Source organism: Streptomyces sp. PH9007, assembly GCF_059813725.1.
Window position 1 is genome coordinate 2,501,573 of the sequence record NZ_CM187440.1, and the last position, 26,077, is coordinate 2,527,649.

Here is a 26,077-nt window from a genome sequence, read left to right on the forward strand (position 1 = left end):
CCGAGGCAGGGCAACCCCTGCCCCAGACCGTCGACCTCGGAGCCGCAACGTCCGGGCCCGAATGCTCGCCTTGGTTTGTATCCGCTCGGCGCTCGCCCGGCAGTGCGGTTGACGCACTCCACTATGCGACGATGCGGAAGATGGACAGGCAAGGCACCACCGATTCCCCTGGCCCGATAGGTGCTGCTGTTCAGCGCATCAGGGCCAGCTGGCAGATGACGGTTGACGAGCTGGCGGTGCGCGCTGACCTCGGTGTTGCCACCGTGAGTGATCTCGAAGGTGGGCGTAGCTGGGTCGCGTCGTACGGCTCTTTGATTCAGCTCGCGGACGCTCTGGGGGTGAGCGCCGTCGAGTTGTCGGGCAGACCTGCTACGCCCGGCGGCCAAGCCGAGGCTGAGCTCCTCAGCACGGCCTTCTTTGTCCGCCGTCTCCTGGTAGACAGACCCGTCCGGGCCGTTGATGGCCGCGAGCGTACTTTGGACCGGCTCCTCCTTGCCGAATCGGACGGGGACGAATCCGATCTCGCAACGGAGTTGTTGGTCTGCATGAGCGCCGGTTGCTCGCGACCGGAGATGTACACGGCGGGCGCCGGGCTGCTGCGGCGGCTGGGCTACGTGGATCTGGCCTGGCTGATGCTGCATCGAGCGCGCGCACCGGAACACCGTGCTGTCCTCACTGAGGAGGCACGCCTGCTACTGGAACTAGGCCGGCCCGAGGCTGCCCTTATCCGGGCGGGTCGGGCGATGTGCGCTGAGACGCTGATCGTACAGGCGACGGCACACGCCTTCCTCCGGAACCATTCCGCGGCGCATGCCGCGCTGGCGGCCGCTGCGCAGCAGGCCGAGTCAGCGGCAGCGGCGGACCGCGTCCTGGCGGCTCGGGCGTCGGTCGCACTCGAACTCGGCCGGCCCGACGAAGCCCTCGACCACATAGGGCGCGCCATGGACGGGTCTTTGCCCCGCGCTCAGCGGTACGACGTTCTGGTCGTCGCCGCCCGCGTCCACGCCCTACTGGACCGCAGTCTCGACGCCGCCGAACATCTCGATCAGGCCCACGGCTACGCCCCGCTCCGGCTCGCCTCCGACCCACTCGCCCGCGAGGTGCTGCACCACCTCTGGCGAACCGGGGTAACCACCCGAACGCCTCGGTCCGATCGCGTACGCTGAGACATACATCACTTACCCAAGGCGGGTGTCGGCGATGGATGACGAGCGAGCTCAGGCGATCGGTTCACGGGTGCGCATGGCCCGGCTGCGGCGCGGTCTGACAGTCAAGGAGACGGCGCAGGCGGCCGGAATCTCGGTCGGCTTCCTGTCCATGGTGGAGAACGGGAAGCGTCTGCTGGACAGCTCGCGCCACATCGCCTCGCTGGCCGAGGTCCTCCAGACGACACCGGTCGAGCTGGCTGGCCGTCACCTCCCCCCGTCCGACCGCGTCTCAGCTGACGCTCACGCCGCAATCCCGGCACTCCGGCTCGCCCTGATGGGTGCGGGTATCTGGTCCCGGCCCCCCGGGCCTCCTCCGCCGGAGCAGGTACTGGCCGAGCGCGTGGCCGAGGCCAACCGTCGATACCACGCGGCGGGATTCGGAGAGCTCTCCGCCACCCTGCCCGACCTCCTGGCTGATCTCCACGCGGCGGTCGACACCCACACCGGATACCAGCGCCGACGGCTCCTCCGCTTGCTGATCGCCGCCTACAACCCGGCCACCGTCATGCTGCTCAAGTACCTGGGTTACACCGACCTCGCGTTCCTCGCGGTCACCAGGGCGGCCGACCTCACCGCGGAGTTGGAAAACCCGGCGTACAGCGCCCTGTCGGGCTTCTTCACCGCCCACGTGCTCATGGCCGCCGGCGCACCCACTCAGGCGCTCCAGCACGCCACCGATGCCGCCGACACCCTGGAGCGGCATCTCACCACCCCCGCCTCCCAGGCTCTGCTCGGCGAGTTGCATCTGATCCGTGCCACGGCGACCACCCTCGATCGTGCACGCTCCGGGAAGAGCCGCCTCACTGATGTCAGGGACCACCTGGCCGAAGCCACGAAGCTCGCCGACCGGATCGGCGAATCGCGCGCCTGGTACCTCAACTTCGGCCCGGCGAACGTCGGCATCCACCAGGTCAGCCTGAATACCGATCTCCACCAGTACGGGACGGCCATCGCTGCCGGGACCGGCCCCCACGCGGATCTGTCCGTTCTACCCGCCGGGCGTCGAGCCGCATTCCACACCGACCTGGGCCGTTCCCTCGCCCACACCCGGGGCCGCGAAGCCAGCGCCGTCGCCGCGCTGCTGACCGCCGAGCGCCTCGCCCCGCAACGTGTCCGGGGCAATCGGCTCATCGCCGAGACCGTGCGAGAACTTGCCCGCCGCCGGCTCACAGACCGCATCCGCCGCGATGTACAAGGGCTGGCCCACCGCATCGGTATCGCCACCTGACACCTCGTCGCACAGCGGGTTCACCACGGTGAACCTTCAGGCTCCTTCGGCCCCTACTTTCGGTGGCGGCAGCCCGGAACACCGTTCCGGCCGGACCGAAGGACCGCTATGTCGGGCGAGGCGCCATGACAACGACTTCCGTACGAGCCACGTACGACCAGCACGTCTACGGACAGTCCCTGATCGTCAATGCAACAGAGATCGCACACTGGCGCCGGGCAGCGGCCGAGGTACTGCTGCGCTGGGGCGCACATGACCAGGCGGTGGAACTCGTACGGCTCGGCGTCAGCGAGTTGCTGTCCAACGTCGCCAAGCACGTGGACCACCCCCGCTGCTATCTGCGGATCACCCGCATCGGGAAACGGGTGACCGTACAGGTCTTCGACCGTTCCCGGAGGCTCCCCCGCGTCGATGCCGAGCCCGACTGGGAAGCCGAATCCGGACGCGGGCTCTGGATGCTCCGCGAGATGGCCGCAGCCTTCGGAACCGAACTCACCGAACGCTGTGACGGCAAGATCGTCTGGTTCAGCTGTGACCTGGTCTGAGGGCCGCGCCCTCCCATCCCCCACGTCTTCTCCGTTCGGAGGCCCTTGTGTTCGCTGAACACCGACCCATCCTTCACCAGGACAGAACGAGCAGATCCCACCTTCTACTGGAACGCCGCGTCGACGCGCTCATGCGGGAGCTGGAGAACGCCTACCGAGACGCTGCTGTCACCCCGGGCGGGGTGAGCTGGCTGGACGTCCACCATGTCCCGGCCCGACGACTGCTGACGCAGATCGTGCGGCACGTCCTGTCCACGCGGCATGATGACGAGCGGCCTCCCCCGACATCCAGGGGCGGGACGACTGCCCTGCGCGGCTCATGGTTCACGGACACCACCGGCGAAACGGGCCTCGGGTACGGGCGCCCGCCGAGGCAGCGACCTCAACTCGCCCGATACGATCATCGGCCACCACCTCGCACCTCCAACCGGGCGCTCGTCACAGCCATCTCCTGCCGCAGACCACACGCGGAAACCCTGCTTCCGATCCTCGACGACCTGGCCCGGCGTGGCATCACCAGCAGCGTGATCGATCTCGCCGGCGATACGCACCACCGGTTCCCCGTACCATCGCATCCCGCCATCGCGATCATTCGCCCTCCGGATGTGATCCCCCAAGGCGGTCTCCCCGTCGGCTCGCTCCACGCGATCCGCGACGAACGGACCGTACGGGTGGGATTCCACGACCTCCCCGTCTCCGGGGTGGCGGATCTGATCGCCCGCACCATCACCCGGTCCTCGTCCGTCACCGGGCCATCCTGGGCAACCGCCGTCGCCATGGAACGGTGGTTGGACAACGTGCTCGGCACCGTCCGGCCGAAGGCGTTCCTGTGCGCCGACGACACCAACCCGCCTGGACTGCTCGCCACCCGCTGCGCCGAGCGTGTGGGTGCGGAGACCGTCTACGTCCAGCCCGGTGCCTGGGTAGAGGGCGAGGTCGCCTGGCGGGCGCAACACTGCAAACACATCGCCCTCATGGGCCCCCGAGACCTGGAGCGATGCAGCGGCTGGCAGCGCCACCACCGCGAGACGCGACAGTACGTGACGGGTCAGCCTCGCTTCGACGGGCTGGCCGCTGTGGACCGCCGTGCCCAGCGGGACTATCTGGAGGCGCTGTTCACCGTCCAGGCGGGGACGGTCCCTCGGCGCATGCTGGTCTGGGGGACGCAGCCGCACCCGGAGGGCCGGCTACTCGCTCACTTCCGCGTACTTCTCGACTCGCTGCGGCAGATCGGCCCGTGCTGGGGCCTCGCGATCGCTCCCCATCCCGCACAACGCCTGACCGCGATCCAGCCGTTGCTCCGGTTCGCTGGAGGAGAGCCCGTGGTCCTGGCCGGTCCGCACGTCGGTGCCCGCGGCTGTGTGGCCGGGGCCGACGCGTTCGTCACGGGCTACTCCAACTCGGCGCTCGAAGCGCTTCTGCTGAACATCCCCGTACTCGAACTCGTACCGCCCGGCGATCCCACACTCGCCCTCGCGCACCACGGCGCTGCCCAGCGCTGCGCGGGGAGTGACGGAGTCGCCGCGGCCCTTCGCCACATCGAGCGCATGCCGATCGGCTCCCACGTGCCGACGACGGTCAAGGACGAAATCTGCCGCTGGACCGGAGACAGCGCCCGCACCGTGGCCGACCTCGTGATCCGCGTCCTCACTCCGGAGAAGGAGTCCCCGTGTTCGTGAACGTGGAACTGCACCTGCCGGTGGAAGCGGTTCGAGCCCGCGACGTGATCTCGGTAGCCGGGCAACCGGAGACGGTGATGTCCGTGACGGTGCTGCACAACGGCCGCAGGCTGCACACCCTGAACGGCAACCATCTGACCTTGTGCGCCGGCCGGGAAATGACGGTGCTGCGGAGAGTGCTCACCGGTCCGGGCCAGGTGGACGAGTCCACCGCCGATGCACCCGCCGCTCAGCTCACCAGGAGGTACTGACGATGCCTGTGGATTCTCCCTGTCACGTCTACGTGGAGACCGACCTCGTCGCCGGCTGGACTGAGAAGGGCCGCTGCCTGATGTGCGACCGGGACGGAGTCGACGTGCTGTGGCTCGGTCCCGTCATCAATCTCGGCCGGGCCAAGCCCTTCCACGCCTGCATTCGCTGCACCGAACGCCTCACTCTCTGGGTTCGCGACATCGACCCCCCACGCGGCCCCACCCACCACGGACGCGGCTTCCTCCGATTCATCCCCACTACGTCAGCGAACGTCGCCACACACGGCGCCTCGACGGCCGTCACCATGATCTGCGTCGCGACGCTGGCGGCGAGCGTGGCCAGCGTCTGGTGGGCCTTCGCCTGAACACCCCAGAACTCCTCGGCCCCGGTGTGTGACGGCACCGGGGTCGAGGCAGCGGCTGTCAACACGGCTGGAAGTTCAGCGGTCCCGTCCTGGGTCCGGTCCCGGTACGGGCTGGTGGAGGATGGCACTCATTGCCGCGTGGGCCAGGGTGGATTGTGTTCGTGTGGGCAGGCCGAGGCGATTCCAGTGGAAGATGATCTGGTAGGCGAGGACCGCACGCAGTCCCCTGGTCAGGGTTCCTGTGTGGGCAGCTCGGCCGAGGAACGTGCCCGCCCGACGAAAGTCGTCAGCCCAGGTGACGGCGAAGGAACCCGGTCCGCCCCGTCCCCAGACACCTCCCGACGCAGCCGTGTCAGCGCGAAGTAGAGGCCGGACAGAGACGGCCAGAGCCGCGAGGGAATCCGGCTCGATCCCCATGGCTACAGGCCGTTCCGAAGCGACCCGGTGCCAGACGTCGCCCATCTCGTACCACTCCAGGCGGGCAGCGCGTAGCAGGGTGGAGCACAACAGGAGGGACAGTTCCTTACGGCCGAGTGGGCTGCCCTGGCGGTTGGTGGTGAGGATGGCCCGGCTGTCGGCGTGGAACAGAGCGTGGGCGGTGTCCATGGCCGCCGGCCCTCCGAAGGCAGCGATCTCGGGTTCGTAGATGACCTCCCGGTGGCTCACCACGCTGCCTGCGGAACGCATCGCGGCCAGCGTCTGGTGCAGCTCATCCGTGATCGAGGTTGCTCTGAGGCGCCAGCAGGGTTGTTTGCGGATGAACCACCAGGAGGATCTGGTCCGCTCAAGCACGGGAGCGAGTCGAGTCGACATCGTCTTCTCCGCCTCGGCCCAGTCGGCGAACTCAACGTTGATCTGCCGCCACATCAGCTGATCAGCAGGCATGCGTCCCATCCCGTGTGCGGTGCGTGGTTGGTGGTTGCGGTGAGCAGACCGAGGCCGGTTCCGGCGGATCCGGTGAGGAATCCCGGGTCCCTTTCCGAGGAGAGGGCGTGGTGGTGCAGCCGTTCGGCCAGGACCGGCAGGCGCTCATCGATGTGCCTCGTGGCGGCGTCCTGGTTCGCTCGCCAGGCGGTCTGGTACGTCCCGGCCCAGCCGTGGCAGAGTCCCGCGTCGGTGAGCCGGTCAAGTTGTCGGTCGTCGGCCAGGCATCGGACGAGGGCGTTCTCGTATCGGAGCTGCCGCGCCGGTTCCCGGAGAGCGCGAGCGGCGAGCTGGCAGGCTCGGGCGATGCCGGGCGTTCCATAGCACCAGCTGGGGCGTGCCGGGCCGCGCTGGGTGGGCCGGCCGCTGCGGACCTGGTCCAGGGTGAGGTGCTCCGGCCACCATGGCCCTTCGTCCGCTTCCTGCTGCCAGGTGTCCATCCAGTCGAGGATGGCGCTGATGGCCTCGCGCTGACCGGGGACCTGCGCGCCGGCCGACCGGGCGAGGCTCAGCAGCGCCAGCGGGCCGCAGATGCCGTGTGCCACTCCGAGGTTGGCGTGGCCTTCCGCGTAGCGGCTCGCCGTCCGCGAATGAGGGTCGTGGCCCACCCACCAGCCGGGGACCGCGAGTCCGTCGAGGCGGAGCGGTCGGGTCAGGGCGACCAGATAGCGCAGTACCGCCTCCAGCGCGCTGCTGCCCGGGTGCCGCAGCAACAGGAGCGCGCCGATGCCGGCCAGCCCGGTGAAGACGTCGTACTCGCGAAACGTGGCGGGCTCGCCGCGTTCGACACGGGCCATCGCCGCGGCCGACCTCCGGTGGGCAAGACGCGTCAGGTGAGGGTCCAGGGCGCTCAGCGCCGTTGGGTAACGGCCGACGGCGTGCAGTACGTACGTGATGGCCGGTAGGCCGTGGAACAGTCCGGCCGCGTCGTCCGCGATGATGTCGGCCGCCGTGGACCGGCTGATCCAGCCGTGGGCGGTCTGCCAGTCGCCCAGGCCGCGGTGCGCGCGTTCAACATGGAGCAGCGCGGTTCCGGCGGCGCCATCGGTCAGTGACTGAGGGGGCGAAGAACGGCCTGTCACGCGGCACCTCCGGTGGCGAGCAGGCGCTGCGCGCCGGCCCGTGCGAGGTGGCATACCGTGCGGTGGACGGCGCGTTCGTGGCCGAGTGCCCGGACAATGTGGGCGCGGATCAGGGCGGGAAGGCGCCCGAGGATGTCCGTGTAGCCGGATAGCGCTGCGCCGCGCGCCATCCAGGCCCGCTCGACCTCGGCGCCCCCAGGGAACGCCCCGACATGGTTCCCGAGCGCGCGGACCTCGTCATGGAGTGTCCGGTCCACCGGGACGGGGTCGTGCGGAAGGGCTTCAATGAGCTGCGCGACCCCGAAGCCGCGGGAGGCCCTGAGCAGGCCGGCCGCCGCGATGGCTTCGCGGCGGAACTCCCCGCGCGCCGCGAGACGCAGCTGGGCAAGAGAGGCGACGGAGTCGGTGGCGAACACCTCCGCCAGACCGGCATGCCCGTCCGGTAACGCCTCGCTGACAAGAACCCTCGACACGAGATTCTTCGCCCGCAGAGTCCGGGCCCAGTTGTTCACCAGCCCAGCGGTCTGCGCGTACTCCTCGTCCCGTCGCAGCGGCAAGGTGAGGAGGAGCAGACTCTGGGCGTCCGGGCGCGGTGCGGCGCGCTGCCGGGTGAACCACCACGGCGCCGCGCCGAGATCCCGGAGCAGTTCGGGCAGCCAGTCCAGCAGGATCTCGTCATAGCGGTCCGGGTGCCCGTGGATCTGCGCTGTCAGGGCGGTGGTGTCGCAGGCGCGGCGTGCCGTGCTGGGAGCGGGTGCCGGCCGTGGTGCGGTGAGGCGCAGCGGGATGAGGAGTTCGTGCGGTCTGCCGAGCCATCCCGTCGCATCCTCGGCCGGTGTCTCTCGCAGACGCAGTTGGCCGGCGGCGTTGAGTCGGCGGCGGAGGAAGAGCCGGTGTACGGGGTGGGTCAGGTCGAGCCGCAGGCGTTGGTCGTGGTCCGCGAGCACCACCGTCTCGGGTACGCGGAGCCGTGACCTCCAGGTCGCGAGGCCGCTTTCCCACTCCCCCACTGGCCCGCCGGACGAGGGCAGGTCGTCCGCGTCCAGCAGCCAGCGGGCCTCGGCGAGCGTCGTGCGGCGGTACCGGACGCGCGGCAGGTACGGCAGCCGAGCAGCTGCGCCGAAGTCGAAGGATCGGTAGACGGCGCTTCGCGCGTTGGTGATTTCGGCGAGGAAACGGGCGAGCGGCGGCGTGCGGTGGACGGCTTCGAGCGCGTGCGGCACGCGGGGCTCGATGAAGCGGCCGGAGGACATCTGGATCAGCTGGAAGTTCGTGCGGTCGGCCGTGACTCCGATGTCCGTCAGGGCGATCACTCCTGGGCCGGGCGCGTGGTGTTCGCCCAGCGGGATCACGTGCGGCAGCAGCCGGCCGGTACGGGTGATGTTCCCGCTGCGGCTGCGCCGTGGTGGGAACGACAGCTGGGCCGCGATGGTGTCGGCGCGCGTGCTGGTGAAGGTCTCCGCGATCGCTGCGCGTTCGTCTGCCGTCAGCAGTGGGGCGAACCGGCCGGCCATGCTGCTGCCGGGCCGCGGGGTGCCGGTGACGGTGAGCCGGAAGTGTCCGCGTGCCAAGGCGTCGATCGTCGGGGCATGTACGGCGACCGCGATCTCGATCCGGTCGGGGACGGCGCGAGCGGGCTCTCCGGCGAGCTGGTCGATGAGCCGGTCCGTGAGGACGATCTCGTCGCGGCCCTCCAGTTGTACGCGCTGAAGCAGGGCGAGGAGGTGTTCGTCCCGTGCGGTGAGCTGCCCGGCGGGGCGCTTCCACGGACTGCCGGGGAAGCCGGCTGGGAGACCGAGGCCACTGTCGGCCACCAGCTCCAGGAGCGGTACGACGGTGCCGCTGCCGTATCGAGCGCGGAAGCGGCCGTGGTAGTCGCGCCACGCGGGATTCCCGAACGGGTGGGGAGAGAGCCGGATCAGCGCGGTTGCGGCATCCCGCGCCTCCTGCGCGACCGCTTCGGGCACGCCGACCCGGCAGTCGACAACCGTGTCGACGGCGACGGGCACCGCCGGTGTGGGGCACCACTGGGTCATCTCGCCGATCACGGCCGAGGGCGAGACTGCGTTCAGGGAGCGATGGATGCGACGGAAGGCAGCCGCTTCCTCGGCGCCCACCTGTTCCAGGACGGTGCAGAGGTGGTCCAGCGGGTCGGTGGCCGTTCTCGGTGCACGGAGCGAGGCGATCAGCAGCCCGCTCTCCACCAGGCCCCGCAGCAGCGCATCGACGCGATCAACGGCGACACCCGGCCACCGTTCAATGAGCGTTGCGCGCAGCCGCCCGTACGGGACCGACTCGCGGGCCGCCGCTACGGCCTGCGCGACGGCCTCCGTACAACGCACCGATACCTCGTCCGCCGTCTGCGCCGAGATCACATAGCGGCCGCCCCGGATCTGAGCCTCCGGAGCGGTCTGAACGCGGAGCCGTTCGAGCAGATGCGGCTGCCGCTCAAGGCGTTCCGTGACGGTCGAGACCCACTGGGCGTCCGCCCGTACGACGTGCTGGTGTCGATCTCCCCAGCGCACTTCCGGCACGCCGCCGCCCATGCGCACGGCGGCCACGCCGGCGAACACCCCAAACGGTGTGGGCCGCTGTTGCCAGCGCAGCAGGTAGCCGACGACGGCCAGCACCGAACGGCGCACCTCGCGGGCGTCACGGGAAGGGCCGTTCAGGATCCGGTCGATCTGCGTCTGCAAGGACGGGCTGGTGAGGGCGATGGCATCGCGCACGTCGTCCCGCCCCCAGACCTTCGCGAGCCAGGCGGCGCCGTCCTCGACTGCCCGTTCACCGGTCAGATCCAGATCGCGCGGCACCTCAGGAGTGCCGGGGTCGGTGGTGACCCGCAGCAGAGCACCGTCCCGCCACGAGTAGTCGGCATCGGATGGAGCTGTCACCGCGGGCCTCCTCCGGCTCCAGGGCGTAGGTCAGGCAGGTTCCTCGATGAAGGAGTCGCAGGCGCTGGCGCCGTTCTCGCAGGTGGCGCCGCAACCGTCGTCGGTGGGGCAGTTGTTGTGCAGAGGGCTGCGCTGGGCGGCCAGGACGACGCGCACGTCGAGCGTGAAGTCGTCGTCCTCGTCGATCGGTGGCAGCAGGTCGGCCGTTGGGCTGTGCGGCATGGCACACCTTCCTTGTGGTCGAGGTGGTGCGGTGGCCCGGCCACCGGGCAGGGTCAGGAGGCCCTGGTCCGGGGCCAGGAGATCGTGACGCGGCTGTGGACCTTGTCGATGGTCCGGTGGACCGTGTCGGCGGGCTCGGGAGCGTCGGTCCCGGCCGGGTGGACAGTGAGCCGGGGCCCGGGACCGCCGCGCTGCTCGCGGTCCCAGTCGCGCAAGTGCTGGACGGTCGCCTCGGCGAGCGATGCGGCTCCGGGCCCGAAGGCGTGGACGCCGTACTCGAATGACTGGCCGTCCGCCGTCAGCCTTGGGGTGATGTAGGCGAAGTCGGCCCCCCGGACGGTTGCCATCGAGAACCGCTTGTTCCTGGGCTCGACCTCGCCGGTGTCCCGGTCGGGGTCGACGGACAGGGTGCAGAAGCCGTCCAGCGCGGTGGCGAGGTAGAGCTGGAAGGTGTCCTCCATGGTTCCGCGCGGAATCGTCACGCCCGACCAAGCCTCCACGCGGGGCGTGCGGATGGCGTTGTCGAGCAGACCCGGATCGGCCGGAAGTCCTTCGTCGAACCGCAGCCGGACGCCACCGCCGGCGCCGTCCACGATCAGCAGCTGGTCCTGGTGCTCGCCGGCTCCTCGCATCGAGACGAACCCGCACACCCGAGTGGACACGCTCTCCAAGTGGTCGCCTGTGCGGTCGAAGGCGATGCTCCGGGTCAGCCCCTGCACGCGCAGCGGCACCACCAGGCGCCCAGTGGGCGTGAGCTGTTCGACCCACGCGGGCGGGATGTCCCACGCGCCGACCGTCACCAGGATGCGGTCGTACGGGGCGTCCTGCGGTACGCCTCGCTCGGCGTCGGCGAGAATCACGCGGACCCGCCCGTAGCCGTTCTCCGCGAGGAGCTTCTCCGCCCGCTGCGTGACGTCCGGGTCGATGTCGACCGTGGTGACCTCGCCGCTCTCGCCGACCAGCTCGGCGAGATAGGCGGCGTTCAGTCCGCCGGAGCCCACTTCGAGGACGCGCATCCCCTCTTCGACCCCGGCCTGCTCCAGCATGATCGCCTGGATCTGCGGCGCGGACACCGAGCTGACCGCGATCCCGTCCTCGTCCCGCTTCGTCACCACGGCGTTGTACGGGTGGTACGCCTCGGACAGCGGCGCCTCGGGGGTGAACCGATGCCGCGGGACGGCACGCATGACGGCCGCCACCCGCTCCGAGGTGATCCAGTCCTGCGCGATCAGCTCGTCGATGACGGATGCGCGCAGTGCGGTGCCGCTGTCGGGGGCGAGGGAGTCGGTCATCCAGGTGTTCTCCTGCTTCGTGCTGGGTGGGGAGGATCCGGCCCGACCAGCATGCCCGTGGCCGGTCACCGTTCCCAATGAGCCAGCACCGCCCCAGCCCTGAACCGGCACCGAACTTCCGTCTCGGAGCCGTCTGTCGGGGTACGGCGGGATGACAGACTGGCCGCATGGCGGAACTCGACGGCAGGCCGGTTTCACCCGAGCAGTTGCAGACGCTCGCCCTCGTCAACCTCGGTCACTTCACGTCCATGCGCGTGGAGGACGGCGCGGTGCGCGGGTTGACGCTCCACCTCGAAAGGCTTGTGCGCGACTGCCGCACGGTCTTCGACGCCGACCTGGACGCGGTGCACGTTCGTACCCTCGTCCGCCAGGCGCTGCTCGCCCAGGACACCCCCGGGTCCTGCACCGTACGGGTCACCGTCTTCGACCCGGCCCTGGACCTCGGCCACGCCGGCCGCGACGCCACCCCGCACATCCTGGTCACGATCCGCCCGGCCGCCGCCTTTCCGCCGCCACCGCTCACAGTGCAAGCCCGCCCGTTCCAAAGGGACCTGGCGGCCGTCAAGCACACGGGCCTGTTCGCCTCACTCCACCACCGCCGCCGGGCCCAGCGCGCCGGCTTCGGCGACGCGCTGTTCACCGGCCCGCACGACGGGCTGGTGAGCGAGGGTGTCACCTGGAACGCCGGGTTCATCGACACGGACGGCAACGTCATCTGGCCAGACGCCGACGTCCTGCCCGGCGTGACCCTCCAGCTGCTCAGGGACGCCGGACACGGCATCACGAAGCCGCTGCACCGGGACGCCTTCCCCACCCTGCAGGCGGCGTTCGCGACCAACACCAGCATCGGCGTCCGCCCCATCGCCGCCATCGACCACATCCCCCTGCGCACCGACCACCCGACGCTCACCGCTCTCCAGGAGAGCTACGCGAAGATCGCGGCGGAACGCGTCTGAGGCCCGGCGCGCACGGGGAGGAGGGGCGCGATGGTCACGGTCATGACCTGGACGGGACGGGAAATCCGGGCGTTACGCCAGGCCAAGCGGATGAGCCTGGTCGCCTTCGCCCAGCACATCGGCGTCAGCGAGCGCATGGTCTCCAAGTGGGAAGCACGGGGAGCATCGATCACCCCCCGCCCCGCCAATCAATCCGCCTTCGACGCCTCGCTCTCCCTCTCTCCTCCGGATGTGCGCGACCGCTTCGCCGCGCTGATCGCCGCGACTGTGAGCAGCGGCCACCGGGCCGGCCCTTCGGGCCCGGACCAGGTTCTCCACCCGCTCAGCGGAGTGCCCATGGCCCGCGTCCCGGAAGGGCTGTTCCTGTCCGGCCCCGACGACGAGCCGGTCTGGCTGTCCGACTTCTGGATCGACGTGCACCCGGTGACGAACGCCGCATACTCCTCGTTCACCACGGCGACCGGGTACCCCGTCCCTCAGCACTGGAGGGGCCCAGAACCACCCGCCGACCTGGCGGATCACCCGGTTGTCTGGGTCACTTGGGACGACGCCAGCACGTACGCCACCTGGACCGGCCGTACCCTGCCGACCGCGTTGCAGTGGGAGAAGGCAGCGCGCGGCCCGGCCGGCGCTTCCTACCCGTGGGGGAACACCGACAGCATCGGCAAGTGCAACGTCCGCGAGTCCGCCATCGGGCGGACCACCCCCGTCCACCGCTTCCACTCCGGCACCAGCCCGTACGGCGTCTACGACCTGTGCGGCAACATCTGGGAATGGCTCGCCAGCCCTACGACTCCGGGCCGCTACGAACTCAAAGGCTCCGCCTTCACCAGCCCCTTCGCCCGCGCCGCTCCATCAGCGTTCAACGACGCCGACCACACGATGTGCGACGACGACACGGGTTTCCGATGCGCGACCGCCGCGCTGGGCAACTACGCGAAGCTCGTCTCGGCGAAGGAGTACCCACCGCGCTCCGCGTGAGGAAGAACCCGCCGGGCGGCCAGTCGTGGGGGCTGCCGGCCGAACTGACGAAACCCCGCCGCCCGGAACTTCAGGTCGAAGGCGTGCCCCTCGATGTGCCACAGCGGCTCCGCCGAATCGTCCCCGGTCCCCGCAACGCGTAACTGACGTCTACCCCGAAGACGCCGCTCATCCTTAGCAGGAAAGCCAAGTGCTTCGAGCTCTGGCCTGGCCTTTGATCACCACCATCCACCTCTGGGGAATCCGCCACGTCGACCCGCAGCCGGACGCCCTCCGCATCACCTTCGAGGATCTCCTGTGAACCGCTGGTTCGCCAGCACTCCAGGGCCCGCGAACTCGCCCGCAGTCTCGTCCCCTCCATCCACTCAGACAGCGAGGTCACGGGAGTGCCCGCCTTCGGGCCACGATCGAGGGCCGCAACGTCGCACTGCGCACGCTGGGTTCTCCCGCATCCATCGTCCTGGATGGCGTCATGCCGAGGGACTGGCAGGCCGCAGTCGAAGCCGAGTAGTGCGAGGCTGCCTTGGCCGGGTCGCTCCCCTGCCACCGCGAACGTCCACTGAACTGGCGTCCATCTGAGCGAGTTCACGCACGCGACCCACGCCACGCGTTCGGCATGGCTCGCCAGCGGACTCCTTCGCCGAGTCGGCATCCTCCGAACCGCTGGCATCCCCTTCAGTACCACGGCCGGAGCAACCTCGTCCGCAACGGTGGTGAGGAATGGATCGTGGACCACATCCATGCACCCCAGCAAGACACCCTCGGCTTCCGCGACGCCACCGCAGCTCGCCTCACCCACTCTGAGTGGGGACTGCCCATTGCCGAGACCCGGGCCGTTGCACATGCGACCTGGAGCAGGGACCCGCCGCCCTCAGCGAATGCTGCGTTCAACTCGCCTCGACCGACCACCCCGGTGTGCTGCAGCTACGCTACACCCGCTGTCGGGGCAAATCCTGCGACGGCACCGCGCCGACGATGACCAGTACCCGGACCGCCAGGAGCTGTATGTGCGGTCGTTCCGGCCCAACCACGTGAGCCGAGTGGGCAGTGGCATTAACCGGGTTAACGGCCCGACGGTGCCGGGTCGCCGACGGACGCCAATGCCGCCGCAGCATCCTCAGCCGTGGCGTGCTACCACCCGGCATTAGACGGGGCGGCTTTGCCCAGTCGCCGGGTAACCCAGTACTCCCACCGGCGGGGCCCAGAGTCGACCCGCGCGCCGCCCCTCACCAGCGGCGATCGAGAGACCGACGAGCAGGAAGACGTTACGGCTATGACTTTGAGCAGTAGCCGGGCATGGATCTTGTGCCCTCCACTCGCACCGTCTTGCACGCGCTGGCTGTGACGGCTAGTCGGTGACCTGCGCGCATGCACGGGAGGCGCGCTGGTTTCAGCCAAAGATTGACCTGATCACTTCACTTGTTTCGGCTTGCGGGCCAATTGGCTGCCTCTCTCATCGATGCCCCCCGGCCTCAAGATCCTTGCGGGTAAAGGCCTGTTCAAACTGTCAAGCACGCCTGAGCGCCTGCCCGCCATGTCCGCCGGGCGTCGTTGACGATCACTCACCGGGACTGCACGATTACGTCGCTCAAGTGATCATCTGACTGACAAGTTCACGGTTCCTGCACATCGAGGGGCCCGATTTGTCATGTCTGTCTTCATGTCGGAGGGAAATACATCATGACAAAGCGACTTCGAGTCCTGAGCGCGATCATCGCCGCCGTCGCCGCCCCCGTCTTCGCCGCCCCCGCAGCCATGGCCGACTCCACCGAGATCACCCCCATGCACCACTGGGGGAGCTGCAGCAACAGCGGAAACACAAACGATGCGGGCGCCCGATGCACAAGCCTGAGCAACGGCACCCTCTACATACGGAAGACCAGCGAGCCCTCGGTCACCGTGCAGTACTACAAGAGCGGCGGCAGCAGCATCTACGCCCGTCTGGGCTTTGAACAGAACGGCACAAACACCTGGGACACCTACAAGACGATGACCTACGCCTCGGAGGTGGCCAACCGGCACTTCAGCAGATCCTGGAACAAGGACTTCGTTGGGTGCACCCCCGTGATCGGCAAGCTCCACGTGCAGAACGGGACGACCTACCCGACTCCCACCATGGGCATGTGCTAAGCAGGCGACTCACCACTTGACGTACTAGCCGTTGGGCCCAGCGCGTTCCAGCACTGGGCCCAACGGTTCTCCCAGAAAGATCTGCACACCTGTGCTTGACGCTGTGTTCAGCGGACACCTCGGCTTCGTGGTCGTGGCCTGTCTCATTGCCGCCGCCGCCAGCTATCTGACCTACAAGGCAACCCGCACGAGATGGCACCGTCCGGCCATCCATGCCCTGTGGGCTTCATCAGCAGTCAGCGTCGTCCTGCTGACGATGTGGAGCCCTGGGGGCGGCATATCCCCCGCCAGCGAATGCGTGATCAACAAGGACGTGGCCGAGTCGTTCACCCAGACCCAGGGGCTCATGAACATGGGCATGTTCATACCCTTCGGCCTGCTGGGCGTCCTCGCCACACGGCGCCCCGGTTTGGTGCTTCCTGCCGGGATCCTGTTGTCCGCCACCATCGAGATCACGCAAGCATCAGTCCCCTTCCTCAGCCGAACATGCGACACCACCGACTTCCTCTCCAACTCAGCCGGCACGGTGATCGGTGTCGCCCTCGGCCTGCTCCTGACCCTGTCTGACCGCCAGACACCCTCACCCACGCGACTCCCCGGACGGCACCTGGCGATAGGCATCGTGGCCATCACAGCAGCACTTGCTGGGGCATGGACTCTGTTCGTGACACCTGTCGTCATCCAGTGGAGCAATAGCGCGACCTCCGCCTCCGCCGAACAGCGCCGCGCCATTGAGGAATCGGTTCAGCAGGCTTTCGACGGCCACTACACCGTGAGGTCAACCGAGTTCGTCCGCGGGCAGGACGGCACGGGAACGATCACAGCCATCCTGGACTCCGGAGTTGAAACGGCATCCGGCTCTGCGGAACTCAGTTGGCCAGATCAAGAGACCTTCGATGTCCACGTGCTGCCCAGCGTCTTTGAAGCCGGGCACTCCTACCCGATAACAGAGACTGCAGGGTCCGTCTCCACACAGGAGGAAGCCGAGACCATCGTCAAGGCCTACGCCGAGCGCTTCATGCCCTGGGGAGTGCAGGACTCCGAGCTCATCATCCAGCCCGTGGAAAACGGAAACCTCGGCTGGCTGGCCAGCTGGCGACGCTGGGACGGTGACGTCCTCCTTCCGATGCGCCTGGACGTCACGATCGAAGCCGATGGCAACCTGACCGACCTGCTGACCCGACAGGTCGATGACCCCGAACTGCCGGAGGTCACCGTCACCGAAGACGCAGCCTGGCAGTTGCTCGAAGCACACTTCTCCCTTGACCCCGCGGACACAGAGCGCTTTGAGCCTGTGCACTTGGCGGCACGGTACGAGGGTGAGTGGCGTGTGCACTGGCTCATGAACCTGGAGACCGATACCGAGACGATCTATGGCACCGTCGACGCGACCACAGGGGAGATCCACTCAGACGGTCGCTACGAGACTCCCGCCGAAGATGATTCCGAGTTTGCCTACTCCCGGCCCTGAGATGCCACTGAATGGTGACACAGCACGGCATGTGAACGCCATCGATCCAGCAACGTGGAGCGGGCTCGGGGGTCGTTCTGCGTCGACCCCGACCGGGTGGGTAAGGGCTCTCTCGTGCGCCAACCGTGTTGGTGACCGACGAGGTTAGAGGAAACCGTCCGTAGAGGCGCAGTTCTTCAGGGCGGACCTCTCAGAGCGCCCCCTCCGCCCTTCGCCATCGGCAGTCCATTCCCCGGGACATCGTCCCGGCACTGACGGCCCGCGTCGTCTACGTGCGGATGCCCGGGTGGTTGTTGTCCGCGGACAACAACCACCGAGGCGTCTCCGTGCCTGCTACTCGTGATGCAGGATGACTGGTCCCGCATCACCTACTCACCGGCGGAGGCTGTGTCCGTGGCACGGCTTCCTTTGCTTCCATCACCCGCCGCAGCCCGTCCACCGTCAGCTCGGGGAACCAGCCGGAGAAGTCCAAGTCGGTCACGTCCTCGAACACCAAGATCGCCGGCGCAACCGGGTGGACCCACTGAACGATGCAGTCAAGATCGAGCACATCCCATGGATGGTGACGTCGTGCCACGACATCACCTCCAGGTCGGCGTCGCCCCAGATCGCCTTCCGCAATCCGGACGCCGGGTGATTGCCGCTCTCCATCAGTCCCTGCCCGCCAGCACGGCATCGTGCCACTGCGGAGGAACGAAAATCGCTGCTGGCCGACCGTAGCGGGTGATGGCGGCATGGGCGCCCTGGTACTCGACGGCGTCCAGCACGCGCGTCAGATCCTCGCGCCCATCTCGTGAGGTCCACGACTGCGGTTCCGGCGCGGGGTGATCCCGGCGGGCCTCCTCGTACCACGTGGGCGGCACCAAGACCGCGCACACCCGATCGTTGCGGGTCACCTCGCGATGCACGAAGCGGTGCTGCGCGTCGGCGAGCGCCGACCCCCAGTGCAACCGCAGGTGCTCGCTCGGGTCGCGGCGGGAGTCGTGAGACATCCGGTCATTCTAGATTGCGCGAGTCTTGTAAGTTATGTAAGTCTCGTAGGACTCTGACAGCAGAGCGCCCCTGGGGCCAGCGGTGACGCCAGACCCCGGGATCCGACCGCCTTCTCATCAAGCTGAGGAGAACGAGCTGTGGGACAACCGCACAACACCGCTCCACCGCAGACCGCCGAGCGCATCACGCGGGCGAGGGCCCAGGCGAACGCCATCACCTGCTTCATCGCCGCCATCGGAACCGCGGCGTCCTTGATCGGCATGTGGCCGGCCACCCGAGTGGCCGTGGTCGCGGCCGGCGTGCCGGACGACATGGTGGCCCCGCTGGCGCTAACCGCGCTCGGGCTGCTCGAAGGGACGATCATCGCCTGCGGCCTCCGCGCCCGCGCCAACGTGATGGAGACCGGCCGTGCCGGAGTCGATGGCGTGGCGCTGTGGTTCGCCGTGAGCGCCTCGGCCACGGTATCCGCCACCGAAGCCGCCCTGGCGGCACCGGCAGGCACCCCACCAGGTGAGCAACTAGTGATCGTGCTGGTGCGTTTGATCGCCCCCGTCACAGCCGGCTGGCTCTGGGAACGGGGCCTCGCACCAGAACGCCGCGCCACAAGAGAAGGCTCCCCCGGCATCATCGCCACATACCTCGCCCGCCTCCGGGCTGCCCTCCTGCCCCGAGCCAGGGACGAAGATTCCGGGGAACTTCACCGGCGTCGCGCTTGCGCCCGGGCGGCTCGGCTCACCGACCGCCTCAGCGGGGCGGAGGAACATGACCTCTCGTTCTGGCAACGCTGGACACTCGACCGCCTGCGTCGGGCCATCCGAGCCTCCGGCGCCGCCCAGCACCCCGATCAGCGCCGCTATCTCCTCAACGACATCGCTGCCACCCGCAACGCCTTCGAGCTGACCCGCATGCAACCGCGCTCTCCATGGACCTGTTGCCCGACGGCCCTCCGTGTCCGAGATTTCCCCGCCCCCACCCAGCATCGGGAAATCATCGTCCGAGCTCCGGAGAACCTGGCGAACGGGCACGGCGCAACTTACTTTCCGAGCGGCAGGCAAGCCTTCTCTGCCGAAGAACTGGACATCACCCGCTGCCTCTTCACTGAGAGCATCAGAACGACTGGCGGCGAACCCTCGGTCAACGCCGTTGCCAAAGCCGTCAACCGCCGCTGGGAACGGGCAAAGCGCCTCCACGAAGCCATCCAAAAGGAACGCGCCGCCTAACGTCTAGCGCCTTGGGTGACCAGGATGGCGAGTCGGCTAACCGCCTCAGGAACTGCTCCCTCGACATAGGCTTCGCCCCAACGGTGTCGGTTCGTCGGCATAGTGAACCCGCCTGCCGCTTTGGTGGTTATCTGTCCACCTCGATTGGACAGCCCAGGTATGGTGAGTGCTCATTGGTCCTTCGTCTCCCCAATGCGTCCCGGTCGCGCCCAGTGACTGGGGACCTCATTCAGTGAGGTCGTTCATGGAGATGGGAGCCCAATGGAGCAGAACAGGCGCCAGCCCCGGCAGGAAGACCTCTTACTGCCGGTGTGGGTACGGTCAACGGTCGCGATTTTGACCGCCCTTACCCCGCTCGCGTTCTGCGTGTCGCTGGTACTGCGGTAGCCCCGTAGCACCGGGTGGGCCGAAGTCGGCTGGACGAATGGATAGGTCCGGCCGCGAAGCAGTCGGCCGGACCTATCAGCGTACGCACTGGTCGGCCCCCGGTTGCCCCCGGGCGGCCGACTCTCTGCGACGCCGCACGAGGTCACGCAAAGTCACCAATATGAAACTTAGCGTTCACTGCACACGTACGCGTGTAGTAGCTGACTCTACAGGCAAGATATGTGTTGGTGTGCAAGCCTGGCGCCGGAAGCTGTTTCTCCACGGCCGCCATTCACACATCACGCCGTCCCGCAAACGCACTTCGGATGAATGACATCAGACTCTGTCGACTCCGCGACCTGGGACCAGGATAGGACTTCGGGAGCCGGACCGCCCCGCATGACCTTCCGCTGGTCGGGAACAATCGCTGCGTGACCGTCGCAGAGTTCATAGTCGAGACGCAGTGGACGCTGCTGATCCTGCTCACCCTTCTGCCACTGGCAATCGGCATGGCCGCCAGCGAGAGCTTCCGGCGGGCTGTCCTCGCACGCAACTGGCGCGTTGGACCGGAAGGAATCTCCGTAGAACTGCCACCCCCGCCGGCTGACGCTCTCCACGCGGCAACTCAGACCGACGAGGAGGCTGCCTATGCCCTGGTCACCGAAGAGGATCCCGTGCCCGGCCCGGATGCGATCGCCGCCCGTCGCCGCGAGGCGATTGAGGTACTCCTTCGGGACGCGGCACTGCGCGGCTGGGAGAGCCGCAGGGCTGGCAGCCAGGCACCGCCCGAGCCCGAGATCGGGTGGACGGGCGACAACAGCCCCAGCATCAGCTACAGCAGCGCGGTGCAACATCATGTGAACAAGTCGACCAGCTCCCACGACAGCCACATCCTCATCACCGTGAACGATGGAGCCGCCGTCTACCTCACCAACGAGAAGTGAACCAGACAAAGCAGATACTCACTTGAGTGTGTGGATCGGGTGCACCTACACACGTGCGTAGGTGCACCGCAACGTTACTCACGTAGCCTCACCGCCAGGGTTCTTCCCCTCGCTGTGGGCCAGCACGCCTAAGCAACCTCCACCACCGCCCCCGGGGGCCAGCCTTTGCCGGCCTGGGATATCGCTTCCACTGTGCAGCGCTGGCCGACTGCGGAAGTGCCCGGCAGTGGCGCCATTACTCACCTTGTGGATGCGGACGCCTCTGACCACTGATACTCCTCTCCAAGGCCGCCCATTGGATGCGGCGGAGGTGGGCCGGGTCAAGGCTAGTGATCGTTTTGACTTCGGTGAAGCGGTCGGCGTCGGGGCCGGTGGGACGGGTGCCCTTGATGTGGGGTGGGAGGGCTTCACCGATCGCTTCGTAGTAGGCGTCGCGGGCGGTGGCGACCTCATCCACCAGGCGCTGCGCCTCGTGGAGTTCGGCGAGTGCGGTGTCGGGGTCGGCCAGGCGGCGGGGTAGGCCGGCCTTGTGGCGGCGAGCCAGTTCGGTCTCGTAGAGGTTCCGCACGTTGCGCTCGGTCTGGCCGATCAGGCGGGCGATCGCCGGCCTGCGGCCTCGTCCGGGGATCGGCGGGTTCTTCTCACCGCGGGCCTTCCTCTGTTCGCGGAGCGCCTTCTCCTCGTTGGTCAGCGGGTCGGCGTGGGCATCCGTCAGGAGGCTGTTGCGGCGAGCTTCGCGGTCCGGCAAGAGCTCCTGGAGGCGATCGAAGCGGCGCTTCGCCTTCTTGAGAGCGGACAGGGAGTCGGCGACGGTCATCGGGTCATGCTGGACAAGCAGGAAAGGCCTGAGCAACTCCGCTGGTACATCGGTGGCCGTGGTGAGCGTCATCGGTCTTCCAGAAGGGTGTTGAGAGCGTCGGCAGCGGCCTGCCATTCGTGTTCGTCCTCACCGCAGGTACGGCACAGGCCGTTGCCGCCGGGGATAGTGCGGCGACGCTGGCAGCCTTCGCAGATGGGCCAGTCCATGCAGGCGGCGCACCGGCCGTAGCCGGGGACGGGTGGGACTCCGCAGTCCTCGCACTCGGGCAGAGGTGGCGTGCCCGCGTGGTTGCCGAACCGGGGTGGGGCGTACGTCTCGCCGCCGGTCTGCGGAACCGGATCGGCCGAGGGGAAGGTGGTAGGCGCGGCGGGGATGGCGTCGATGCGGCGGGCCAGGAACCCGGCCGGGCTGGTCACCCGAATCGGCAGTCCGCCGGTCAGCGCGGTGTGCAGGTCCGCAGCCGACCATCCCGTTGCAAGCAGGGAGTCCAGTCGCGCGCCCAACTGGCTGAGGACCTGACCGCCGATCCCGAGCCTATGATCCCGGGCCCCGATCCCCAGCAGCAGCGACACCCCGGAGCTTGCCGGCGCGGGCTCCGGCGGCGCCGTTCCCTTCCGCTTTTCGGAAGCGGTCTCCTTCCGCGCTGTGCCCTGGCCGGAGGGAGGGGAGGGTCGGGTCTTCTGGTTGCTGGTCTTCTTGATCTTGGTCTTCTTAGGCTTCGGATCACCCGTTGCCGGTTCACCCGTTGCCGGGTTTTCCGTCAACGGTTCCGACCTGGGGTTTTGTGGGTTCTCGGGCCGTGCCGGGGAGTCGGTGATGCGGTAGACGGCGGTACCCAGACGGCCCCGCTCGTCACGTTCCTGGTGCCGCGCCAGGTACCCGTACCGCTCGAGTTCCTTGAGGCCGCTGGTGATGGCGTCGCGCCCTTCCGGGCCGGTGCGGACCAGGGCTTCCACGGTGATGCCGAAGCCGTCGCGGTGCGAGGCGATCTCGGCGAACAGGCCGCGGGCCTTGCGGCTCAGTCTGCGGTCGCGGACGAGGTCGTTGGAGATCTGGACGAACCGGTCCGCCGCCATGTAGCCGCGCTCGATGCGGCCGTAGCGGCTCATCGGGTCCCCAACCCGGGTGCGGTCGGGCCTCGAAGCCCGAAGGGGTACGGCATACTCGGTGACCTCCGTAGATTCACGACACAGGCGGAGAACCAGGCGGTCCGGAGGGCCTAATCTCCGGACCGCCGCCTTCTTGCATCAACTATGGACGTCACTTCCGGAAAATCAGTCCATAAATGCGGATGGCGCGAGGATTCGCCCGGCCATTCACACGCGTTGGTGAACGGTCTCACTCGTCCGAGCGACGCGAGCGTCAATCATCGGCTGTAGACGCGATTTGTCACCGTATGGTTCATAAACATTCGTTTATGGGCACCCAGAGAGGCGCCCTTGGAAGGGACACGACCATGCGTCAGACCGACATGCTCAAGCTGCCGGAGGTCCTCCAGACCATCCGGATGAGCCGCGCCGGCTTCTACCGGATGCGCTCCCGGGGGCAGGCCCCCCGCCTCCACAAGCTGCCGAACGGACACATCCGGGTCCGCCGGGCCGACCTCGACGCCTGGCTGGACCGCCTGGCCGAGAACGCCGCCTGACCAACCGCCACAACCACATCGGCGCCCGGCAACCCCGGGCGCCGCTCCATGAAAGGAGAGCCCCGTTGGGGCACACCTTCAAAGTCAAGATCTGGTCGATCCGGGAACGGACCTGGGCCAGCAAAACATCGTTCGAGGTGCGGTGGAGGGTGGGCTCCGAGACTCCATCGGAAACCTTCGACACCTTCACCCTCGCCGACAACCGCCGCTCCCAACTCATGGTCGCCGTCCAGCAGGGCGAAGCCTTCGATGAGGCCACCGGGCTGCCTGTCTCGGAGCTGCGACGCCGCAACGATGTCCCCTGGTACCGGCACGCCCGCGAGTACATCGACATGAAGTGGACCGACTCCCCCGCCTCCACCCGCCGTACCCTCGCTGAGGCCATGGCCACCGTCACCCCGGCACTCGTCACCGACACCCGGGGCATGGCTGACAACCGGACCGTGCGCACCGCCCTCTACAGCTGGGCCTTCAACCAACACCGGTGGGATCAGGATCCGCCCGAGGAAGTCCAGAAGGTGCTCACCTGGTTCGAGCGCAAGTCCCTGCCCATGTCCGCGCTGGCCGATCCGCTCGTCACCCGCAAGGCGCTGGACAGCCTCAAGCGGAAGCTGGACGGGACCACCGCGGCCTCGATCAGCATCCGGCGCAAGCGAGCCATCTTCCACAACGCCCTTGAGTACGCGATCGAGGCGGGACGGCTGACCGAGAACCCGATCCACAAGGTGAAGTGGTCACTCCCCGACCCCATCGACGAGGTCATCGACCCCGCCATCGTCCCCAACCCCCGACTCACGGGCAAACTCCTCAACGCCGTTCGGGCCCAGGGAGCCAGAGGACGGCGGCTCCACGCGTTCTTCGGGTGTCTGTACTACGGGACCGCCCGGCCGGCGGAAGCGGTTGGACTCGATCGAGCCGGATGTCGCAGTCTGCCCAAACACGGCTGGGGGCTGCTTGGCTATCAGCGGACCCGGCCCCGGGTCGGCACGGCGTGGACCAACAGCGGGCAGGCTCACGACGACCGCGGGCTGAAGAAGCGGCCCAGCAAGGCCGTACGGCTCGTGCCCATTCCACCGGAGCTGGTCGCCATGCTCCGCTGGCACATCGACGCCTACGGCTTCGCCCCGGACGGCCGCCTGTTCCGCACCAACCGCAACGGGCTCCTCCAGGACACCGGATATGGCGAGGTATGGCAGCGGGCGCGCAAGGCCGTGCTTCCGCCGCACCTTCTCGACACCGATCTCGCCAAGGACCCCAGCAGCCTGCGGCCCGCCGGGCTCTCCGGACAGCTCAGCGCCGGCGTCGCCCCGCAGACCGTCGCCCAGCGCGCCGGCCACAGCGTCGAGGTCCTGCTCCGGGTCTACGCCCGCTTCATCCACGACACCGACGAGGACGCCAACCGCCGCATCAGCGAGTGGCTCCAGCGCTGGGGATAGCTCCCTCAGCACCCTGTTTTCCGTCCGCGCATAGTCCACACGCAGCGGACAACACGCGGATTTCAGTGGGACAGAACAGGACATAGGGCCCATTTGAACGAGCCCGTCTGAGTACTCCAACAAGTAAACCCCCGACCGCGTTTCCGCTGGTCAGGGGCTACTTTTCCCAGTGTGGCGGCGCCAGGATTCGAACCTGGGAAGGCTGAGCCGGCAGATTTACAGTCTGCTCCCTTTGGCCGCTCGGGCACACCGCCTGGGGTTGTCGCGCGCTGGCGACGTCGTAAACGATACCTGATGCGCGGGGGTGGTTCGCCACTCGGTTGTTCGGAGGGTGGGGGCGCGGCGGGTGACTAGGCTGTGCGGGAATCCAGCCCAGACGATCTAGCCCTCAGGAGCCAGTGACACCATGGCCGACTCCAGTTTCGACATCGTTTCGAAGGTCGACCGGCAGGAGGTCGACAACGCCCTCAACCAGGCCGCGAAGGAGGTGTCCCAGCGCTATGACTTCAAGGGCGTGGGCGCCTCCATCGGCTGGTCGGGCGAGAAGATCGAGATCCGTGCCAACGCCGAGGAACGGGCGAACGCCGTCCTGGACATCTTCCAGTCCAAGCTCGTCAAGCGCGGGATCTCGCTGAAGGCGCTGGACTCCGGCGAGCCGCAGCCCTCCGGCAAGGAGTACAAGATCTTCTCCACCATCAAGGAGGGGATCAGCACCGAGGACGCCAAGAAGGTCGCCAAGCTGATCCGCGACGAGGGCCCCAAGGGGGTCAAGGCGCAGGTGCAGGGTGAGGAGCTGCGGGTTTCCTCCAAGAGCCGCGACGCCCTCCAGGAGGTGCAGCGGCTCGTGAAGGAGAAGGACTTCGACTTCGCCCTTCAGTTCGTCAACTACCGCTGAGCGACAACTGCTCCGTCTGTTCCCCGTGGTCGTCCTCGTCCGGGACGACCACGGGGAGCAGGCGTTCATCACCCGGGGGCGACAGCCAGGAAGCCGGGCAGGGGCCCACCCCGTGGGACTGTGTCTCCACCCGTACGGAGCCGTCTCCGGCCGCTTCGTCCAGCCCCGTGAAGACCGTCCGGAAGCACCGCGTCACGGAGCCGCCGAACGGATTGATGGCCCGTTCGTAGAAGCCGGCCACCATGAGCACGAGCACCGCCCGGTCGCCGTCCCGCGTGAAGTGGAGCACCAAGGTGTCCGGCACGGCCACCCCGTCGAGATCCGCCGTTTCCCGAGGGAATCCGTCGGCCGCCGCAAGGCGGGCGACCTCCGCGATGTAGCGTTCGACCAGTTCCGCCGTGGCCTCGAACGCCTCCTTCTCACGCCGGTCATTGGCCCGCTAGGAGTGGATCAGCAGCCCCGTTGCCCCGGCGGCCAGGAGCACCATCCCCGCGAGGACGATCCAGAGCAGGATCGCAACGGCCGGCGTG

General features: G+C 68.1%; 26 protein-coding genes and 1 tRNA gene. 15 read left to right on the forward strand and 12 right to left on the reverse strand.

The features are described from left to right. The first annotated feature begins 131 nt into the window (after nucleotides 1-131). The 3 genes from ACTFAP_RS11305 to ACTFAP_RS11315 all read left to right on the forward strand — a co-directional run bounded on the left by ACTFAP_RS11305 (nucleotide 132) and on the right by ACTFAP_RS11315 (nucleotide 2,981). Nucleotides 132-1,166 (forward strand): helix-turn-helix domain-containing protein, encoded by a 1,035-nt coding sequence (locus tag ACTFAP_RS11305; RefSeq protein ID WP_500468969.1) that lies wholly within the window; start codon nucleotides 132-134, stop codon nucleotides 1,164-1,166. A 34-nt stretch (nucleotides 1,167-1,200) separates the two neighbouring features. Further along, nucleotides 1,201-2,436, forward strand: coding sequence for a helix-turn-helix domain-containing protein (locus tag ACTFAP_RS11310; RefSeq protein WP_500468970.1), 1,236 nt, complete (start codon nucleotides 1,201-1,203; stop codon nucleotides 2,434-2,436). Between the two features lie 125 nt (nucleotides 2,437-2,561). After that, entirely contained in the window at nucleotides 2,562-2,981 is a 420-nt protein-coding gene (locus ACTFAP_RS11315; RefSeq protein WP_453856844.1) for an ATP-binding protein, read from the forward strand. A gap of 104 nt (nucleotides 2,982-3,085) precedes the next feature. Here ACTFAP_RS11315 and ACTFAP_RS11320 read toward each other — a convergent pair whose 3' ends face one another. Beyond that, nucleotides 3,086-3,244, reverse strand: coding sequence for a hypothetical protein (locus tag ACTFAP_RS11320; protein ID WP_500468971.1), 159 nt, complete (start codon nucleotides 3,242-3,244; stop codon nucleotides 3,086-3,088). A 342-nt stretch (nucleotides 3,245-3,586) separates the two neighbouring features. On the opposite strand from ACTFAP_RS11320, the gene ACTFAP_RS11325 reads away from it, so the two are divergent. The 3 genes from ACTFAP_RS11325 to ACTFAP_RS11335 are packed head-to-tail and all read left to right on the forward strand — an operon-like array spanning nucleotide 3,587 to nucleotide 5,276. Beyond that, nucleotides 3,587-4,660 carry a hypothetical protein gene (locus ACTFAP_RS11325; protein WP_500468972.1) on the forward strand — a complete coding sequence of 358 codons (1,074 nt, stop codon included), beginning with the start codon at nucleotides 3,587-3,589 and terminating at the stop codon, nucleotides 4,658-4,660. Further along, on the forward strand, nucleotides 4,651-4,911 hold the full coding sequence (locus tag ACTFAP_RS11330; protein ID WP_500468973.1) for a hypothetical protein: 261 nt from the start codon (nucleotides 4,651-4,653) through the stop codon (nucleotides 4,909-4,911). The genes ACTFAP_RS11325 and ACTFAP_RS11330 overlap by 10 nt, the downstream gene beginning before the upstream one ends. 2 nt (nucleotides 4,912-4,913) lie before the next feature. Beyond that, nucleotides 4,914-5,276, forward strand: coding sequence for a hypothetical protein (locus ACTFAP_RS11335; protein ID WP_500468974.1), 363 nt, complete (start codon nucleotides 4,914-4,916; stop codon nucleotides 5,274-5,276). Nucleotides 5,277-5,351: 75 nt separating this feature from the next. On the opposite strand, the gene ACTFAP_RS11340 is transcribed toward ACTFAP_RS11335, so the two are convergent. From ACTFAP_RS11340 to fxlM, 5 genes are read right to left on the reverse strand one after another with little or no spacing between them, the layout of a single operon-like run. Next, nucleotides 5,352-6,161 (reverse strand): thiopeptide-type bacteriocin biosynthesis protein, encoded by an 810-nt coding sequence (locus tag ACTFAP_RS11340; protein WP_500468975.1) that lies wholly within the window; start codon nucleotides 6,159-6,161, stop codon nucleotides 5,352-5,354. Continuing rightward, nucleotides 6,143-7,282 (reverse strand): lanthionine synthetase C family protein, encoded by a 1,140-nt coding sequence (locus tag ACTFAP_RS11345; protein WP_500468976.1) that lies wholly within the window; start codon nucleotides 7,280-7,282, stop codon nucleotides 6,143-6,145. The genes ACTFAP_RS11340 and ACTFAP_RS11345 overlap by 19 nt, the downstream gene beginning before the upstream one ends. Next, nucleotides 7,279-10,176: a lantibiotic dehydratase gene (locus tag ACTFAP_RS11350; protein WP_500468977.1), complete on the reverse strand. Its 2,898-nt coding sequence runs from the start codon at nucleotides 10,174-10,176 to the stop codon at nucleotides 7,279-7,281. Before ACTFAP_RS11350 ends, ACTFAP_RS11345 begins: the two co-directional genes overlap by 4 nt. A gap of 30 nt (nucleotides 10,177-10,206) precedes the next feature. After that, nucleotides 10,207-10,398 carry an FxLD family lanthipeptide gene (locus ACTFAP_RS11355; protein WP_495684464.1) on the reverse strand — a complete coding sequence of 64 codons (192 nt, stop codon included), beginning with the start codon at nucleotides 10,396-10,398 and terminating at the stop codon, nucleotides 10,207-10,209. Nucleotides 10,399-10,451: 53 nt separating this feature from the next. After that, nucleotides 10,452-11,690 carry a methyltransferase, FxLD system gene (gene fxlM, locus ACTFAP_RS11360; protein WP_500468978.1) on the reverse strand — a complete coding sequence of 413 codons (1,239 nt, stop codon included), beginning with the start codon at nucleotides 11,688-11,690 and terminating at the stop codon, nucleotides 10,452-10,454. 167 nt (nucleotides 11,691-11,857) lie between these two features. On the opposite strand from fxlM, the gene ACTFAP_RS11365 reads away from it, so the two are divergent. The 4 genes from ACTFAP_RS11365 to ACTFAP_RS11380 all read left to right on the forward strand — a co-directional run bounded on the left by ACTFAP_RS11365 (nucleotide 11,858) and on the right by ACTFAP_RS11380 (nucleotide 17,228). After that, complete coding sequence (locus tag ACTFAP_RS11365) at nucleotides 11,858-12,646, forward strand: aminotransferase class IV (RefSeq protein WP_500468979.1); 789 nt, start codon at nucleotides 11,858-11,860, stop codon at nucleotides 12,644-12,646. A 30-nt stretch (nucleotides 12,647-12,676) separates the two neighbouring features. Further along, a complete protein-coding gene (locus ACTFAP_RS11370) occupies nucleotides 12,677-13,627 on the forward strand; it encodes an SUMF1/EgtB/PvdO family nonheme iron enzyme (protein ID WP_500468980.1) in 951 nt (316 codons plus the stop codon). Nucleotides 13,628-15,307: 1,680 nt separating this feature from the next. Next, nucleotides 15,308-15,757, forward strand: coding sequence for a hypothetical protein (locus ACTFAP_RS11375; protein ID WP_500468981.1), 450 nt, complete (start codon nucleotides 15,308-15,310; stop codon nucleotides 15,755-15,757). 103 nt (nucleotides 15,758-15,860) lie between these two features. After that, the gene (locus ACTFAP_RS11380; protein WP_500468982.1) at nucleotides 15,861-17,228 is read left to right on the forward strand and encodes a VanZ family protein; all 1,368 of its coding nucleotides are present in this window, start codon (nucleotides 15,861-15,863) and stop codon (nucleotides 17,226-17,228) included. A gap of 364 nt (nucleotides 17,229-17,592) precedes the next feature. On the opposite strand, the gene ACTFAP_RS11385 is transcribed toward ACTFAP_RS11380, so the two are convergent. Then, nucleotides 17,593-17,805, reverse strand: coding sequence for a hypothetical protein (locus ACTFAP_RS11385; protein ID WP_500468983.1), 213 nt, complete (start codon nucleotides 17,803-17,805; stop codon nucleotides 17,593-17,595). Between the two features lie 73 nt (nucleotides 17,806-17,878). After that, nucleotides 17,879-18,220: a hypothetical protein gene (locus ACTFAP_RS11390; protein ID WP_500468984.1), complete on the reverse strand. Its 342-nt coding sequence runs from the start codon at nucleotides 18,218-18,220 to the stop codon at nucleotides 17,879-17,881. Between the two features lie 138 nt (nucleotides 18,221-18,358). Between ACTFAP_RS11390 and ACTFAP_RS11395 the strand changes: the two genes are divergently transcribed. Further along, complete coding sequence (locus ACTFAP_RS11395; RefSeq protein WP_500468985.1) at nucleotides 18,359-19,441, forward strand: hypothetical protein; 1,083 nt, start codon at nucleotides 18,359-18,361, stop codon at nucleotides 19,439-19,441. Between the two features lie 797 nt (nucleotides 19,442-20,238). After that, the gene (locus ACTFAP_RS11400; RefSeq protein WP_500468986.1) at nucleotides 20,239-20,751 is read left to right on the forward strand and encodes a hypothetical protein; all 513 of its coding nucleotides are present in this window, start codon (nucleotides 20,239-20,241) and stop codon (nucleotides 20,749-20,751) included. Nucleotides 20,752-20,986: 235 nt separating this feature from the next. On the opposite strand, the gene ACTFAP_RS11405 is transcribed toward ACTFAP_RS11400, so the two are convergent. Both ACTFAP_RS11405 and ACTFAP_RS11410 read right to left on the reverse strand, forming a co-directional pair. Further along, nucleotides 20,987-21,640, reverse strand: a complete 654-nt coding sequence (locus ACTFAP_RS11405; protein WP_500468987.1) for a hypothetical protein — start codon at nucleotides 21,638-21,640, stop codon at nucleotides 20,987-20,989. Continuing rightward, nucleotides 21,637-22,680, reverse strand: coding sequence for a hypothetical protein (locus tag ACTFAP_RS11410; RefSeq protein ID WP_500468988.1), 1,044 nt, complete (start codon nucleotides 22,678-22,680; stop codon nucleotides 21,637-21,639). Before ACTFAP_RS11410 ends, ACTFAP_RS11405 begins: the two co-directional genes overlap by 4 nt. Before the next feature lie 347 nt (nucleotides 22,681-23,027). Here ACTFAP_RS11410 and ACTFAP_RS11415 point away from each other — a divergent pair, with 347 nt between their 5' ends. Together ACTFAP_RS11415 and ACTFAP_RS11420 are read left to right on the forward strand one after the other, a co-directional pair. Continuing rightward, nucleotides 23,028-23,216 (forward strand): helix-turn-helix transcriptional regulator, encoded by a 189-nt coding sequence (locus ACTFAP_RS11415; RefSeq protein WP_500468989.1) that lies wholly within the window; start codon nucleotides 23,028-23,030, stop codon nucleotides 23,214-23,216. Between the two features lie 65 nt (nucleotides 23,217-23,281). Continuing rightward, entirely contained in the window at nucleotides 23,282-24,652 is a 1,371-nt protein-coding gene (locus ACTFAP_RS11420) for a site-specific integrase (protein ID WP_495684477.1), read from the forward strand. Between the two features lie 172 nt (nucleotides 24,653-24,824). Here ACTFAP_RS11420 and ACTFAP_RS11425 read toward each other — a convergent pair. Further along, nucleotides 24,825-24,906 (reverse strand) — tRNA-Tyr (locus ACTFAP_RS11425). Nucleotides 24,907-25,058: 152 nt separating this feature from the next. Here ACTFAP_RS11425 and ACTFAP_RS11430 point away from each other — a divergent pair. Continuing rightward, complete coding sequence (locus ACTFAP_RS11430; RefSeq protein WP_030736462.1) at nucleotides 25,059-25,547, forward strand: YajQ family cyclic di-GMP-binding protein; 489 nt, start codon at nucleotides 25,059-25,061, stop codon at nucleotides 25,545-25,547. Here the strand turns inward: ACTFAP_RS11430 and ACTFAP_RS11435 are convergent. Next, nucleotides 25,534-25,851 carry a hypothetical protein gene (locus ACTFAP_RS11435; protein ID WP_500468990.1) on the reverse strand — a complete coding sequence of 106 codons (318 nt, stop codon included), beginning with the start codon at nucleotides 25,849-25,851 and terminating at the stop codon, nucleotides 25,534-25,536. The genes ACTFAP_RS11430 and ACTFAP_RS11435 overlap by 14 nt on opposite strands. Between the last annotated feature and the right edge of the window lie 226 nt (nucleotides 25,852-26,077).